At 68.4% G+C, this 14,217-nt stretch carries 20 protein-coding genes; 9 read left to right on the forward strand and 11 right to left on the reverse strand.

From position 1 onward, the window contains the following. Window positions 1-69: 69 nt before the first annotated feature. Genes Q1A98_RS00930 through Q1A98_RS00945 form a run of 4 tightly spaced genes read left to right on the forward strand, consistent with a single transcriptional unit; the run spans window position 70 to window position 3,255 of the window. Window positions 70-624, forward strand: a complete 555-nt coding sequence (locus Q1A98_RS00930; RefSeq protein ID WP_299569163.1) for a bacterial proteasome activator family protein — start codon at window positions 70-72, stop codon at window positions 622-624. Between the two features lie 19 nt (window positions 625-643). Continuing rightward, window positions 644-1,501 (forward strand): ABC transporter permease, encoded by an 858-nt coding sequence (locus Q1A98_RS00935; protein ID WP_299569164.1) that lies wholly within the window; start codon window positions 644-646, stop codon window positions 1,499-1,501. A gap of 24 nt (window positions 1,502-1,525) precedes the next feature. Beyond that, a complete protein-coding gene (locus Q1A98_RS00940) occupies window positions 1,526-2,335 on the forward strand; it encodes an ABC transporter ATP-binding protein (RefSeq protein ID WP_299569166.1) in 810 nt (269 codons plus the stop codon). A gap of 2 nt (window positions 2,336-2,337) precedes the next feature. Continuing rightward, window positions 2,338-3,255, forward strand: a complete 918-nt coding sequence (locus Q1A98_RS00945) for a glycosyltransferase family 2 protein (protein ID WP_299569168.1) — start codon at window positions 2,338-2,340, stop codon at window positions 3,253-3,255. On the opposite strand, the gene Q1A98_RS00950 is transcribed toward Q1A98_RS00945, so the two are convergent. Then, entirely contained in the window at window positions 3,242-3,664 is a 423-nt protein-coding gene (locus Q1A98_RS00950) for a MarR family transcriptional regulator (RefSeq protein WP_299569170.1), read from the reverse strand. The genes Q1A98_RS00945 and Q1A98_RS00950 overlap by 14 nt on opposite strands. 84 nt (window positions 3,665-3,748) lie before the next feature. Between Q1A98_RS00950 and Q1A98_RS00955 the strand changes: the two genes are divergently transcribed. Beyond that, window positions 3,749-4,561 carry an alpha/beta hydrolase gene (locus Q1A98_RS00955; RefSeq protein WP_299569172.1) on the forward strand — a complete coding sequence of 271 codons (813 nt, stop codon included), beginning with the start codon at window positions 3,749-3,751 and terminating at the stop codon, window positions 4,559-4,561. Window positions 4,562-4,570: 9 nt separating this feature from the next. On the opposite strand, the gene Q1A98_RS00960 is transcribed toward Q1A98_RS00955, so the two are convergent. The 3 genes from Q1A98_RS00960 to Q1A98_RS00970 all read right to left on the reverse strand — a co-directional run bounded on the left by Q1A98_RS00960 (window position 4,571) and on the right by Q1A98_RS00970 (window position 6,339). Beyond that, window positions 4,571-4,915 (reverse strand): hypothetical protein, encoded by a 345-nt coding sequence (locus Q1A98_RS00960; protein WP_299569174.1) that lies wholly within the window; start codon window positions 4,913-4,915, stop codon window positions 4,571-4,573. A gap of 288 nt (window positions 4,916-5,203) precedes the next feature. Continuing rightward, window positions 5,204-5,386 carry a hypothetical protein gene (locus Q1A98_RS00965; protein ID WP_299569177.1) on the reverse strand — a complete coding sequence of 61 codons (183 nt, stop codon included), beginning with the start codon at window positions 5,384-5,386 and terminating at the stop codon, window positions 5,204-5,206. Further along, the gene (locus Q1A98_RS00970; RefSeq protein WP_299569179.1) at window positions 5,386-6,339 is read right to left on the reverse strand and encodes a hypothetical protein; all 954 of its coding nucleotides are present in this window, start codon (window positions 6,337-6,339) and stop codon (window positions 5,386-5,388) included. The genes Q1A98_RS00965 and Q1A98_RS00970 overlap by 1 nt, the downstream gene beginning before the upstream one ends. Before the next feature lie 177 nt (window positions 6,340-6,516). Between Q1A98_RS00970 and Q1A98_RS00975 the strand changes: the two genes are divergently transcribed. After that, on the forward strand, window positions 6,517-7,395 hold the full coding sequence (locus tag Q1A98_RS00975; protein WP_299569181.1) for a TIGR03619 family F420-dependent LLM class oxidoreductase: 879 nt from the start codon (window positions 6,517-6,519) through the stop codon (window positions 7,393-7,395). A 33-nt stretch (window positions 7,396-7,428) separates the two neighbouring features. Further along, window positions 7,429-8,292, forward strand: coding sequence for an alpha/beta fold hydrolase (locus Q1A98_RS00980; RefSeq protein WP_299569183.1), 864 nt, complete (start codon window positions 7,429-7,431; stop codon window positions 8,290-8,292). Between the two features lie 7 nt (window positions 8,293-8,299). Here Q1A98_RS00980 and Q1A98_RS00985 read toward each other — a convergent pair whose 3' ends face one another. The 3 genes from Q1A98_RS00985 to Q1A98_RS00995 form a co-directional block, all read right to left on the reverse strand. Next, complete coding sequence (locus Q1A98_RS00985) at window positions 8,300-8,662, reverse strand: helix-turn-helix transcriptional regulator (RefSeq protein ID WP_299569185.1); 363 nt, start codon at window positions 8,660-8,662, stop codon at window positions 8,300-8,302. Between the two features lie 122 nt (window positions 8,663-8,784). Next, complete coding sequence (locus Q1A98_RS00990; protein WP_299569187.1) at window positions 8,785-9,594, reverse strand: UbiA family prenyltransferase; 810 nt, start codon at window positions 9,592-9,594, stop codon at window positions 8,785-8,787. Between the two features lie 42 nt (window positions 9,595-9,636). Beyond that, on the reverse strand, window positions 9,637-10,083 hold the full coding sequence (locus tag Q1A98_RS00995; RefSeq protein ID WP_299569188.1) for a MarR family transcriptional regulator: 447 nt from the start codon (window positions 10,081-10,083) through the stop codon (window positions 9,637-9,639). A gap of 45 nt (window positions 10,084-10,128) precedes the next feature. On the opposite strand from Q1A98_RS00995, the gene Q1A98_RS01000 reads away from it, so the two are divergent. Continuing rightward, window positions 10,129-10,485, forward strand: a complete 357-nt coding sequence (locus Q1A98_RS01000; RefSeq protein WP_299569189.1) for a Fe-S protein — start codon at window positions 10,129-10,131, stop codon at window positions 10,483-10,485. A gap of 3 nt (window positions 10,486-10,488) precedes the next feature. Here the strand turns inward: Q1A98_RS01000 and Q1A98_RS01005 are convergent, their stop codons facing one another. Continuing rightward, entirely contained in the window at window positions 10,489-11,316 is an 828-nt protein-coding gene (locus Q1A98_RS01005) for an SDR family oxidoreductase (protein ID WP_299569190.1), read from the reverse strand. Next, window positions 11,316-11,747: a GtrA family protein gene (locus tag Q1A98_RS01010; protein ID WP_299570473.1), complete on the reverse strand. Its 432-nt coding sequence runs from the start codon at window positions 11,745-11,747 to the stop codon at window positions 11,316-11,318. The genes Q1A98_RS01005 and Q1A98_RS01010 overlap by 1 nt, the downstream gene beginning before the upstream one ends. A gap of 158 nt (window positions 11,748-11,905) precedes the next feature. Between Q1A98_RS01010 and Q1A98_RS01015 the strand changes: the two genes are divergently transcribed. Next, window positions 11,906-12,775: an aldo/keto reductase family oxidoreductase gene (locus tag Q1A98_RS01015; protein ID WP_299569193.1), complete on the forward strand. Its 870-nt coding sequence runs from the start codon at window positions 11,906-11,908 to the stop codon at window positions 12,773-12,775. Window positions 12,776-12,862: 87 nt separating this feature from the next. Here the strand turns inward: Q1A98_RS01015 and Q1A98_RS01020 are convergent, their stop codons facing one another. Continuing rightward, window positions 12,863-13,486, reverse strand: coding sequence for a LysE family transporter (locus Q1A98_RS01020; protein ID WP_299570476.1), 624 nt, complete (start codon window positions 13,484-13,486; stop codon window positions 12,863-12,865). 76 nt (window positions 13,487-13,562) lie between these two features. Further along, window positions 13,563-14,198, reverse strand: coding sequence for a LysE family transporter (locus Q1A98_RS01025; protein WP_299569194.1), 636 nt, complete (start codon window positions 14,196-14,198; stop codon window positions 13,563-13,565). Window positions 14,199-14,217: the final 19 nt, after the last annotated feature.

Genomic DNA, 14,217 nt, shown 5'->3' on the forward strand with positions numbered 1-14,217 from the left:
CGCTCAGGCGGTCGCGCCGCGTGTGACCGGTCGTCGCGCGGCCGTCGGGGCCTGTCGCACAATGGGGTCATGACGTCACCACTGTTCGGTTCGGGTCCCGACAACCAGTCCGACCGCGACGACATCATCGTCGTCGGCCCCGGGTCGCAGCCGTCGGGCGGCAAGGGTGAGGAGTCCGAGGAGCAAGGCGGCATCGCCGACATGGTGGAGCAGCCGGCCAAGGTCATGCGGATCGGGACGATGATCAAGCAGCTGTTGGAGGAGGTTCGCGCCGCTCCTCTCGACGACGCGAGCCGCACCCGCCTGAAGGAGATCCACGCCTCGTCGATCCGCGAGTTGGAGGAGGGTCTCGCCCCGGAGCTCCGTGAGGAGCTCGAGCGGCTCGCCCTACCGTTCGGCGACGACACGACGCCGTCGGATGCGGAACTGCGGATCGCGCAGGCTCAGCTGGTCGGCTGGCTCGAGGGCCTGTTCCACGGCATCCAGACCGCGCTGTTCGCCCAGCAGATGGCCGCGCGGGCTCAGCTGGAGCAGATGCGGCAGGGGCAGCTCCCCGGTCCGGGCGGCCCCGGACACGGTCCGGGCGGCGGCCACGGCGTCACCGGCACGGGGCAATACCTGTAGCCCGGTAGTCTCGACCCTCGTGTCCACCGTCGCCCCGGGGGTCGAACCCCCACCCGAAGTCGTCGACTCGCGCACGGTACGTCGTGCCGTCGACGACCTGCGCGAGGGGTTCCGTCAGCACGAGCTGTGGTTGCTGCTCGGTTGGCAGGACATCAAGCAGCGGTATCGCCGGTCGATGCTCGGCCCGTTGTGGATCACCGTCGCCACGGCCGTCACCGCAGTCGCGATGGGTTTCCTCTACGCCGAGCTGTTTCACATCGACATCCAGACGTTCCTGCCGCACGTCACGCTCGGCTTGATCTTCTGGAACTTCATCAGCCAGTCGATCCTCGAGGGCTCGGTGGTGTTCTCCAGCAACGAAGGGTTGCTCAAGCAGATCCCGGCCCCGCTGAGCGTGCACGTCTACCGGCTCGTGTGGCGGCAGCTGATCATCTTCGCCCACAACATCGTCATCTACGTGGTGATGTTCGCGATCTTCCCGCAACCCATCAGCTGGACGATCCTGCTGGTGATCCCCGGCATCATGCTGTTGGCACTGAATGCGGTGTGGGTCACCATCGTCTTCGGTGTCATGTCGACCCGCTTCCGCGACATCGGCCAACTGTTGAACACGTTGGTGCAGTTGGTCTTCTTCCTCACCCCGATCATCTGGACCGCGGACAGCATTCGTCAGAGGACGAACGGAGGCGACTACCGCCTGACGCTCGTCCAGTTGAACCCGATGTACCACTTCCTGGAGATCACGCGCGGTCCACTGGTCGGTTCCCCCATCTCATGGCACAGCTGGGTCGTCGTGGTCGGGTGCACCGTCGCAGGGTGGACCTTGGCGATGCTCGTGCTCCGCAACTACCGCGCCCGCGTGGCGTACTGGGTCTGACGACATGGTGAGCGGAGCGGTGCGATGACAGAGGTCCAACTCGACGCGTGGGGTGCCTGCGTCGACTTCCCCATCTTCGACGCCAAGACGCGGTCGCTGAAGAAGTCGGTGCTCGGCAAAGCCGGTGGTGTCATCGGCGCCAACGAGTCCGACGTGGTCGTCGTCGAGGCGTTGAAGAACATCGACCTGCACCTGCATCACGGCGACCGCATCGGCCTCGTCGGGCACAACGGCGCCGGCAAGTCGACGTTGCTGCGTCTGCTGTCGGGGATCTACGAACCCACCCGCGGCGCCTGCCGCATCCGCGGTCGCGTGGCCCCCGTCTTCGATCTGGGCGTGGGCATGGACCCGGAGATCTCCGGGTACGAGAACATCATCATCCGCGGCATGTTCCTGGGGATGAGTCGCCGCGAGATGCTCAAGCGCGTCGACGAGATCGCCGAGTTCACCGAACTGGGCGACTACCTGACCATGCCGCTGCGCACCTACTCGACCGGTATGCGCGTGCGCGTGTCCCTCGGTGTGGTCACCAGCATCGACCCCGAGATCCTCATCCTCGACGAGGGCATCGGCGCCGTCGACGCGGACTTCATGCGCAAAGCGCGTGTGCGGCTCCAGGAGTTGGTGAAGCGCTCGGGCATCCTCGTGTTCGCGAGCCATTCCAACGAGTTCCTCGCGCAGCTGTGCGACCGCGCCCTGTGGATCGACCGCGGTGAGATCCGGATGGACGGCGACATCGAGTCGGTCGTCGGCGCCTATGAGGGCCCCGATGCCGCTCGCCACGTGCGCGAGGTGCTCGCCGAGGTCGCGGGCGACGCCGCTGCTGGGGCGTGAGGGTGCCGCAGACCACCGACACCGTCGTGGCGGTCGTCGTCACGCACCGCCGTCGGGACCTGCTCGCGCAGTCGCTCGAGGTGTTGACGACGCAGAGCCGACCCGTCGACCATCTCGTCGTCGTCGACAACGGCGACGAGCAGGATGTCGCCGACCTCGTTGCCGCGCAGTCGATCCCGACTACGTACCTCGGATCGAAGAACAACCTCGGCGGCGCCGGCGGGTTCGCGCTCGGGATGCTGCACGCGCTCGCGCTCGGCGCCGACTGGGTGTGGTGCGCCGACGACGACGGCCGACCCGAGGGCCCCGAGGTGCTCGCGACACTGTTGCGTTGCGCCGTCGCCGGCGGGTACGACGAGTTGTCCCCGGTGGTGGTCAACATCGACGACGCCGACACCCTCGCCTTCCCGCTCCGTCGCGGACTCGTCTGGCGCCGCAAGCGATCCGAGCTGTTCGAGCCCGGTGAGGACACCGCCGCGCAGGAAGTGCTCGACGGCATCGCCTCGCTGATGAACGGCGCGTTGTTCTCGGCGCGCGCGATCGAGGCGGTCGGGGTGCCAGATCTCCGCCTGTTCGTCCGGGGCGACGAGGTCGAGATGCACCGCCGGCTGGTGCGGTCAGGACTGCGGTTCGGGACCTGCCTCGTCACCGCATACCTGCATCCCGACGGCACGGCCGAGTTCCGGCCCATCCTCGGCGGTCGCATGCACACGCAGTACCCCGACAACCCGACCAAGCGCTACTACACCTACCGCAACCGCGGGTGGTTGCTGCACCAGCCGGGACTGCGGCGCCTGATCCCCCAGGAGTACGCCCGGTTCGGGTGGTACTTCCTCGTGCAGCAGCGCGACGTCGCGGGCTTTCGCGAGTGGGTCGCGTTGCGGCAGAAGGGGCGTCGGGAGCTGTTCAGTCGGCGCTGACACCGTCCAGCACTCGCGCGAGCAGGTCACCGAGCTGGTCGAGGTCACGTTGGGACAGGTGTCCGACCGTCGAATCGAGGATGTTCTCGACGACGTGGCGTCCCTCTTCGAGGAGTTCCCTCCCCGCGTCGGTCATCGTCAGGCGTACAACCCGCCCCGGACCGGCGGTGCGCTCCACGAGGCCGCGGTCCTCCATCCGCCGTGCCAGGGTCCCGAACGCCTGGTCGCTCTGGAAGGTCCGCAGGGCGAGGTCGTGCAGCGAGGCGTCCGGGTGGTGGGCAAGGTGCCGGAGTGCGTCCCACTGCACGAGCGTGATCCCGCGCTCCGACAGCGCGCTGTCCAGCAGTCGGTGGTGCGTGCCCTGCACACGCTTGATCAGTTGGGCGACGTCCTGCCGCGATCGTGTCACCCCGCCAGGATAGGCGGCTGTATCAGGTTGCTTATATCAATATGTTGACTTACCGTGGTGGCACCACACGAGACAGGAGCCGCCATGACGACCACGACGTACCCGATCCCTTCCCCGAGCGGCACCGACCTCGTCGACCTGCGGGTCACCGAGACGGGGAGCGGCCATCCCGTCCTCCTGCTGCACGGCGGAGCCGGCCCGGCCTCGGTCGCCGGTTTCGCCACTCTCCTCGCCGACGCGTTCCCCACGAGGGTCGTCGTCCCGACGCATCCCGGCTTCGACGGCACCGATCGTCCTGCCGACCTGACCTCCCCCGCCGACCTGGCAGCGCTCTACGTGACCCTCCTCGACCACCTCGGACTCGTCGACGTCACGGTCGTCGGCAACTCACTCGGCGGCTGGGTCGCCGCGGAGATCGCACTCGCACACTCCCCGCGCGTCAGCAGTGTCGTGCTCGTCGACGCCGTGGGCCTGACGTCAGACAGCGAGCCGATCGTCGACTTCTTCGCGCTCACCATGGACGAGATCGTCGACCTGAACTACCACGCGTCCCACCGCGAGGCGGCCCGCGCGGCGCAACAGGCACTCCCGGACGCCGTGCGAGAAGCCATGGCGGGCAATCGATCCGCTCTGCTGGCCTACGGCGGCGAGAGCATGGCCGACCCCGGCCTCGCCGGCCGCCTGCCATCGGTCGCGGTGCCGACCCTCGTGGTCTGGGGCGCGGCCGACCGCATCGTCGCACCGGGCCACGGCCGCGCGTACGCCGACAGCATCCCCGGTGCGACGCTCCGGATCATCGACGACGCCGGACATCTCCCGCAGATCGAGACACCCGACGCGCTCGCCGCCACGATCTGGGAGTTCGCCGACCGCCACGCCACCGCACGACCGGTCTGAGGCCGTGCGTCACAACCGGAGCAGCGCCTCGACCCGATCGGCGATGTGCTCGATCCCCTCACTGCCGTCGACGTCGATCGACGGCAGACCGAGGCGGGCCACCTCCTCGCGGAGGTGGTCGGTGAAGAGGGCGTCGCGGGCGAGCAGGCGCTCCAACGCCTCGTCGGGATCACTCGTCTGCCCTGCGATGTCCCACGTCGAACCCCGCTCGTCGAGTGCCTGTCGACGGAACTCCGGTGTCGGCAGGAGCCACACGGCGTGGTCGGACGGCGTCAGCAGCCGCACGACGAGGCGCGGGAGCAGGCGAAAGCCCTCGGCGATCACACGCGCGCCGGACGCAACGAGCTCGTCCACGTCCTCGACGATGCAGTCGAACGCCTGGCGTGATCGAGCATGGTGGCGTCGCTGGAGTAGACCGCCAAGCCGTGACGGGCGGCGAGGAGGGCCGCGACGGTGGACTTGCCGCTTGCGCTCCCACCGCCGATCCACCTGACGCTCCGCAGCGGGCCGCCACTCATCTGGGTGGAGTAGCGCAACACTCGCTGCCGTCTACAGCCCCATTAGCGAGACCTAATCCCTTCACCAGCTCACCGCGCCCACGACGAACCTTTTCTTGTGCCGCGGGGGTGAATCGGCGCATTTTCATGACAGGACACTATCGGCACCGAGTCGCGTGATGCCGAGTCTCTCAGCCAGTGATGCGACGGCCTCCTCATCGGATTCCGCCGAGGCGACGATCGCGAGGAGGTCGTCTCGTTGTGCCCCAGCGCGCAGAGTGGCCTCGAGAATCTCGAGCCGTTCCCGCAAGTCGTCGGCGTCGTCCATCACGAACCGCCGTCCTCGTCGAACCCTCGGAACACACCATCCGTCGCGGAGCGGGCGAAGTCGTCGAAGTCCACGTTGCCGAGCGAGAGGTTGCTCTCGACCAACCAGAGCAGGTTCGCCGGCACGCGGAAACTGCTGCCGGGGTCGTCGTCGAGATCGATCGTCAGTACCGCGGCGTCGTCACCCCCGAGTGTCTCCGAGTCGACGACGAATACGAACCAGGGCGGATCGTCGCCCTCTGCATTCGCCGCGACGACGTCCTCTGGGGTCGCACCGTCGAAGCGACGGTCGCTGATCGGTCGCACGTCAGCGACAAACTCGGCGCCAGCGATTTCTCGGGCTGGTAGGCGAACCTCCTCGACGAGAGCGAACCATGCCTCGTCCGACGAGAAGTCGGTGCGAATGAGCAATGGCACGTCGGATGCCGGCAGAGTCCGTGATGCGGGCTGTCGACCCGGCGCCACATGCGGCTGAGCGATCACCGAGGTGATCGACTCCGGCATGAAAGCATCGCCGATCGTCAGCGTGCGAGGCGCGACGACCTCGTCGGACTCCCACAGCTGGATCCGCAGAGCGACATCGTTGCGATCCGGCTCGCGACCGATTGCCGAAACACGAACCCGATAGGTTCCCGGACCCGCGTCGACAATCGGGATCGCCTCGAGGTCCCTCAGCGAACGGGTGTCACCCGACGGATGCGGCAGCAACACAAGATCTCCGGTGACGACGACGGAGCCTTCCTCGACGGTCTCCCAGTCAGTGTCGAGCGGGGGTTCGCCGTCGAGAAGCTCGCTCACGATTTGGGTGAGCCCATACGTCGCGCCCGTGAAAAGGACAACACCGTCGCCCGCGAAGTACGCGAGCCTGCCGGTCTCGCCGAAATCGATCCCGGGCAGCGCCGTCGCGTCGCGCCCGACGAGATAGAGGATCACGAATCCGAGTTCGTGCTGCACGTCTGTTGTCTGCACGTTCACCCCTGAAATGTCGCGATGTCGAGGACTTACGGCGGCACACAGCCAACCGACGCTAACCCACCCATACGAACACCCACCTCGCCCGCGGCCCGAATGCGACCGTCCGTCAAACTGGAACATGTTCTACTTTGGGGGCTGCCGTACTGAGGAGGACCCATGCGTTTCACGTACGCCGAGGCGATGACCGAACCGCGGTTCTACACCGATCTCGCGGTCGCCGCGGAGGAGGCCGGCTACGACGGGTTCACCATCCCGGACTCCATCGCGTACCCGGAGGAGTCCGACGCGACCTACCCGTACACCGAGGACGGCAACCGTGAGTTCCTCGACGGGAAACCGTTCGTCGAGACGTTCATCCAGGCGATGGCGATGGGCGCGGTCACCAGCCGTATCCGGTTCACGCCGTTCGTGCTGAAGCTGCCCATCCGCCCTCCGGTGCTCGTCGCGAAGCAGGCGAGCTCGGTCGCCTACCTCACCGACAACCGACTCGCCCTCGGCGTCGGTAGCAGCCCGTGGCCGGAGGACTACGACATCATGGGCGTCGACTTCGCCCGCCGCGGCCGCCGCATGAACGAGTGCATGGACATCATCCGCGGCCTCACCACCGGCGAGTACTTCGAGTTCCACGGCGAGTTCTACGACATCCAGAAGATCAAGATGACCCCCGCGCCGACGCAACCGATCCCGCTGCTCGTCGGAGGGCACGCCGACGCCGCCCTCAAGCGCGCGGTGATCCGCGGCGACGGATGGATGCACGGCGGTGGTCAACCGGAGGAGCTCGACGCCCTGCTCGCCCGCATCGACGAGATCAAGAAAGCAGAAGGTCTGCAGGACAAGCCGTTCGAGGTCCACGTTATCTCGTTCGACGCCTACACCCCGGACGGCTGCAAGCGACTCGAGGACAAAGGCGTCACCGACGTGATCGTCGGGTTCCGCATCCCGTACATCATGGGGAACGACACCGAACCGCTGCAGACAAAGATCGACAACCTGCGAGGGTTCGCCGACGGTGTCATCAGCAAGGTCAACCGCTGACCGGGAGAATCGACCCCTGATGGAAGGGGCACCATGACGACGCCCGACATGCAGTTCACCGATCTGCACGGCGAACGGATCGCCTATCGCGACATCGGCGCAGGTGACGCCCTACTGCTGGTCCACGGGATGGCCGGGAGCTCCGCCACCTGGGACGCCGTGATCGGTCCCCTGTCCCAGCGCTTCCGGGTGATCGCCCCGGACCTGCCCGGACACGGCCTGTCGTCGAAGCCGCGTGGTGACTACTCCCTCGGTGCGTTCGCGGCGTTCCTACGCGACCTGCTCGATCACCTCGGAGTCGAGCGGGGGACTGTCGTCGGCCAGTCGCTGGGCGGCGGCATCGCGATGCAGTTCACCTACCAACACCCCGAGCGCTGCGAACGGCTGGCGCTGATCGGGTCCGGCGGTCTGGGGCCCGAGGTCAACTGGACGCTGCGGCTCCTCGCCGCCCCGGGTGCCGAGCTCATGGTGCCGCTGATCGCCCCGCACTGGGTCGTTGCCGCGGGCGGTCGGATCCGGGGATGGATGGCATCGGCCGGCGTGCGGTCGCCGCGCGCCGACCAGTCCTGGCAGGCGTATGCGTCGTTGTCCGACCGCGCGACCCGCGACGCGTTCCTGCGGACCTTGCGATCTGTCGTGGACCATCGGGGACAGGCCGTGAGCGCGATGAGCCGCCTGCACCTCAACGCAGACGTGCCCACGCAGCTCATCTGGGGTGATTCGGACAAGATCATCCCGGTCGCCCACGGCCACGCCGCACACGAGGCGATGCCGCACAGTCGACTCGAGGTGCTCGACGGGGTCGGCCACTATCCCCACGCCGAAGCGCCGGAGAAGGTGGTCGCGATCATGACCGAGTTCATGGAGACGACGACCCCGACACGCGTCGGGCGGTGACGAGTCGTCACCCTGACTTCTTCGACTGCGCGCGGTGGGCGGGCTTCGCCAGCTCCATCTTCGCCGTCAGCTCGTCCATCTGTTGCTGCGCGTCGGCGTGCGCCCGGTTCGCGGTCGCGAACGCCCGGATGATCTGGTCGACACAGGCACGTTGGTCCGGCGTCATGAAGGAAGCGACCGTCGGCGGCTCGTAGGGCTCGTGCTCCGCCCAGCCGGCGCCGATCCATCCGCCGAGGGTGCGGGGTGGCAGACCGAGTGCCTCGGCGAGCACCGTGAGAACCTGATGCGTCGGGCCTTTGGGGTTCTGGCCCTTGATAATCCGCGAGATCGTCGACACGTGGACGCCAGTGGCCTCGGAGAGACGGTTCATACTGGGGGTGTCCCACGGACTGACGAACCCCGCGTCGTACAGAGCAGAGGCCCACGGTTCAGGGATTCCGTGTTTGAGCGTCGGCGCCATCGTCGTAGCTTGTCTCATGCAACACGCAAAGGTCAAGCGGTCACCAGGATCACCAGATCGACGACGGCGATCGTGACGGTCACGGTCAGCGGGGCGCGTCGGCACTGGGTCGCGATCACCACCACCCCGGCCAGCGCCACCCAGTGCCACACGTGCGCGCCGGCGCCGATGACGGCGACGAGCGTCGCGAGGGTCATGACCACCGTGGTCGCCACAGGGATTCCCCGCCGCCCGAGCCGTTGGGGCAGTCCCCGGACGCCCGTCGCGGCGTCCACGTCGAGATCGGGGTAGACGTTCAGCAGATGCGCCCCGATCCCCAACAGACCGGCGACCACGACGACCCACACCGGTGGGAGCTCCGTCGGCCGCAGGGTCAGTCCCACCGCCACGGGGAGCGACCCGAACGCGACCATGTACGGAACCCAGGACAGGACAGTGCCTTTGAGGCCGAGGTTGTAGGTGATCGCCGCACCGACACCGAGGACGAGATGGACCGCGGCGGCCGCCGGACCGCACAGCAGCGAGAACACGATGCAGACGACAGTCGAGACGCCCGCGGACACCACCACCCACCGCACCGGCAAAGCGCCTGAGGCGAGCGGCTTCTCGTCGCGGCCGGCACGACGGTCCACGCGCGCGTCGATGAGGTCGTTGGTCCATCCGACGAGCAGCTGACCGCTCAGCACGGCGACCGCGAGGATCACCAGACGTTCCAGCGGGAGACCGCCGAACGCTCCGAGCGCGACGGTGAGGGCCGTGACGGCGACACCGGGCTCCGGATGGCTCGCCCGCACGACGTCGGCCACACGCGACGCGCGACCTGATGACCGGGCGTCTGCCATCGCCCGACCGTACTCGTCCGCCCTGCTTCGTGACCGCCGCCGTCAGGGCCCGCCCATGTCGTCGAGAGCCCTCGTGAGCGCCGGGAAGGCCTGAGACAACTCGGCGACCGCCGTCTCCGACAGATGCTCGCGCACGACGACGTCGAGCTCGGCGTAGACGGACCGCCCCGACCGCAACAGCTCTCGCCCGATGTCGGTGACGAAGAGCCGGGCGGTGCGACCGCGGCCGGCGTCGGTCTCCCGGTGCACCGCCCCGATCTGCTCGAGGCTCCGAAGGGTGGCCTGCATGCTCTGCGGCGTCAGACCCGCACGGCGGGCGAGCTCGCTGTACGACAGGCCCGGGTCGCGGGAGAGGTGCCCGAGCGCAGACAGATGACGGACTGCGATCCCCGTCGTCCGTAGGTGCTCCTCCGCGATGTCGCGCAGACGTCGACCCAGCGCCATCACGAGGAACGAAGGACTCATCGGTGGAGGGATCTCGTCGGCCATCAGTTACAGTCTAACTGAAACCGCGAGACCGACCAGGAGGCCTGCATGGAAACGTTGCGACACGTGGTCGTCCTGGTGCACATCGTGGGGTTCGCCGTCACGTTCGGCGGATGGGTGACGCTGGCGGCGGCACGACGTCGCGACTTCGTCCGGCCACTCGAGTACGGATTGCTCATCTCACTGGTGAGCGGGGCCGCACTGGCGTTTCCGTGGCCGGCGGGCACCGAGGTGAACTACACGAAGGTCGGCATCAAGCTCGCGATCCTCGTCGTCCTCGGAGCGGTACTGGGGATGGGACGGGCGCGGCAGAGGCGCACCGGAGGTGCCGTCTCCACAGCGATGTTCGGCGCCGTCGGCGTGTTGACGCTCACGGCCGCGGGACTCGGCGTCGTCTGGCGCTGACGATCAGCCCTGGTCGCCCATGAGCGATCGCTGGTATCGCCGCATCCCCGCGAGCCAGCGATCGGGATCGGCGGCCTTCTGGGCGTACATGGTCGCCACCTGCGCGTGCGGGAGGATGAGGAACCGCTCGTCACCGATGGCCTCGATCACCACATCGGCGACCGTCTCCGGGCTGAGGACCTCTCCGGCCGACCGCACGGCGCTCGCGGCGACGGCCGCGCCGTCCTCACGGTCCCCGCGGAAGCCGGCGTTCAGCAGTTCGGTGTCGACACCCATCGGGCACAGGCAGCTGACGCGGACACCGGCGTCGCCGTAGGTGACGCTCAACCACTCCGCGAACCCGACGGCGGCGTGCTTGCTCACCGAATATGTGGCCGAACCGATCTGGGTGAGCAGACCCGCGGCCGACGCCGTCGACAGGAAGTACCCGTGGCCACGCTCGACCCACTCGGGAACGAGCGCCTTGGCCGCACGGACATGGGCGAGGGTGTTCACCTCCAGCGCGGTGTGCCAGGCGATCTCGTCGGAGTCGAGGCCCATGCCGGCGGTGGTCCCGGCGTTGGCGACGTAGAGGTCGACGGGTCCGAACTCGCCCCGCGCGACCTCGATGGTCCGAGTGATGAGTCCCGGGTCGCTCGCGTCGCCGGCGATCGCGACCGCCCGCTCGCCGCCGACGGCCTCGTTGATCTCGGCGGCCACCGTCGAGACGCGGTCGGCGGCGAGGTCGGTGACCACCACGCGGGCGCCCTGGGCGACGAGTGCGCGGGCCACCGCGGCACCGATCCCTGCGGCGGCACCGGTGACGATGGCGACCGTTCCGTCGATCTGCATCAGCGGATCCGGAAGATGACGGCGCGCTGGACGACGAAATTGATGACCGTCGCCGTCCCCTGCGCGATGACATAGGCGAGGAAGCTGTACAGCACCGTCTCCTCCCAGACGTGGGACAGCGCCGAGTAGATGCCGACCTGGACCGCGAAGGTGACCAGATACAGGGCCACGACGGCGATGAAGCGGGCGCGGCTGGGCTCGGCCCGGAAGGTCCACCGGCGGTTGATGAGGTAGGCGGTCGTCGTCCCGCAGACGAAGCCGATCGCCTTGGCCAGCCAGTACGGCGCGCCGATGACGTACTGCAGCAGCAGCGTCACGCCGAAGTCGAGGACACCCGATCCGGCGCCGGTCACGACAAACCGGATGAGCTGGGTGACGAGAGGGACGTCCGTCGACGCCTCGGCGTCGTCGAGTGGCAGCTCGATCGGCATCGGCGCGTGCGGGGACGCGTACTCCTCGTGCGAGTGGTGGGCGGCGTCGGTCACGACGATCAGGGTAGGACCCTCAGTCCCTCGTTCGTCGACGCGCGCGCGATTAGCGTCGAAGACAGCGCGGACGAGACCGCGAACGACGACGAACGGATTCACCCATGTCGGACACCACGCTTCCCGGCGGCACCTACCACCTGGGCGACCTCACAGTCACTCGCGTCGGCTACGGCGCGATGCAGCTGGCCGGCCCCGGCGTCTTCGGTCCCCCGAAGGACCGGGACGGTGCGATCGCCGTCCTGCGCGAGGTGACAGAGCTCGGGATCAACCACATCGACACCTCGGACTTCTACGGCCCGTATGTCACCAACGAGATCATCAAGGAGGCGCTGCACCCCTACCCCGACGATCTGCACATCGTCACCAAGGTCGGCGCACGTCGCGACGACGAGGGCGGTTGGCCGCACGCGCGGACACCCGACGAACTCCGCCAGCAGGTCCACGAGAACCTCACCCACCTCGGACTCGACACGCTCGACGTCGTGAACATGCGCGTCGGCGCGGTCGACGGGCCCGAGGCGGGATCGATCGCCGAGCAGATCGAGACCCTGGCCGAGCTGCAGAAGAAGGGCGACATCCGGCACATCGGCGTCAGCAACGTGACCGCCGAGCAGCTCGCCGAGGCGCAGGGCATCGCCGAGATCGTCTGCGTGCAGAACAACTACAACCTCGTGCATCGGGCCGACGACGCACTCGTCGACAGCACCGCGGAACAGGGCATCGCATTCGTCCCGTTCTTCCCGCTGGGCGGGTTCTCCCCGCTGCAGTCGGACAAACTGTCCGACATCGCGAAGCGCCTCGACGCGACACCGCTGTCGGTCGCTCTCGCGTGGCTGCTGCACCGCTCGCCGAACATGCTGCTCATCCCGGGCACCTCGTCGGTCGCGCATCTCCGCGAGAACGTCGCGGGCACGGGCCTGGAACTCAGCTCCGACGTCCTCGCCGAGCTCGACGCCGTCGCCGCCGGCTGATCGCCGTCACAAACGTCCGCTCTGCGCGAGCAGGGGGCAATGCTCCCTCGGCTCGCGTGGAGCGGACGTTTGTGACGACGTCCCACCTCACCCGGCCAGCGACGCGAGGAGCAGCACGCCGCAGCCGATCATGACAACGGCGACGACCGCGTCGAGGACCTGCCACGCGCGGGGCCGCGCGAACAGCGGGGCGAAGCGCGCGGCACCGAACCCCAGTGCGGCGAACCAGATGACGCTGGCCAGACAGGCACCGGCGCCGAACGCCCACTTGCCGATCGGGCCGTGCGCGTGCGCGATGGTGCCGAGGGTCAGCACGGTGTCGAGGTAGACGTGGGGGTTCAGCAGCGTCGGGATCAGCGCTGCACCGACCGCGGCGACGCGCGTGACGGCCAGGCCGGGCGTGGGGATGCGCGCGTCCATGCTCCCGCTCGGGACGAACGCCCGCCTCGCAGACGCGACGCCGAACGCGATGACGTACGCCGCACCCGCGATCGTCGCCGTGACGACGAGCCATCGGTGGCCGGCGAGCGCGGAACCAACCCCGGCTACGCCGGTCGTGATGAGTGCGACGTCGGCGGCCGCGCACACCGCGACCACCAGCGCGACGTGCGTACCGACGAAGCCGGCGCGCAGCACCATCGCGTTCTGCGGACCGATCCCGACGATGAGGCCGGCGCCGGTGAGCAGACCGGCCACCGCCGCGAGCACCATCGCCACAGCGGCGAACACTACGGCTGTTGAGCAGGCGTGACTGTCCCCTGATCAGACGTCGCCGACGCGCGTCGGGTCAGTGGAGCAGGGAGCCGATCAGCACCGCACCGAAGCTGATCATCACGACGGCGATGACGGCGTCGAGGATCTGCCAGGCCCGGGGGCGGGCGAACCACGGCGCGAGGCGGCCCGCACCGAAGCCGAGTGCCGCGAACCACAGGATGCTCGCCGCGCACGCGCCGAGGCCGAACGCCCATCGCAGGTCGGGGCCGTGCGCGTTGGCGACCGCGCCGAGGGTGAGGACCGTGTCGAGGTAAACGTGCGGGTTGCCGAAGGTGAGCAGGAGCGCGGTCGCGACGACAGCGGTGCGCGTCACCTGCCGACCCTCGTCGCCGACCGTCAACGACTCCCCACCGCCACGCCACGCGCGGAACGACCGTCGCGCAGCGAGTAGTCCGAGCACGATGACGTAACCACCACCCAGCACGGTCGCCACGACGACGAGCGACGGATGCCCGCTCACGACCGTCCCGAGACCGGCGACGCCTCCCAGGATCAGCACGATGTCCGACGTCGCGCAGACAGCGACCACCGACCTGACGTGGGTGCGCGCCACCCCGGTGCGGAGCACCATCACGTTCTGCGGGCCGATCGCGATGATCAGCCCTGCGCCGGTGAGCAGGCCCGCGAGTGCGGTGGAGAACCAGGTCATGTCGACGACGCTAGGGACG

This window comes from uncultured Williamsia sp. (assembly GCF_947494875.1).
Taxonomy (GTDB): domain Bacteria; phylum Actinomycetota; class Actinomycetes; order Mycobacteriales; family Mycobacteriaceae; genus Williamsia_A.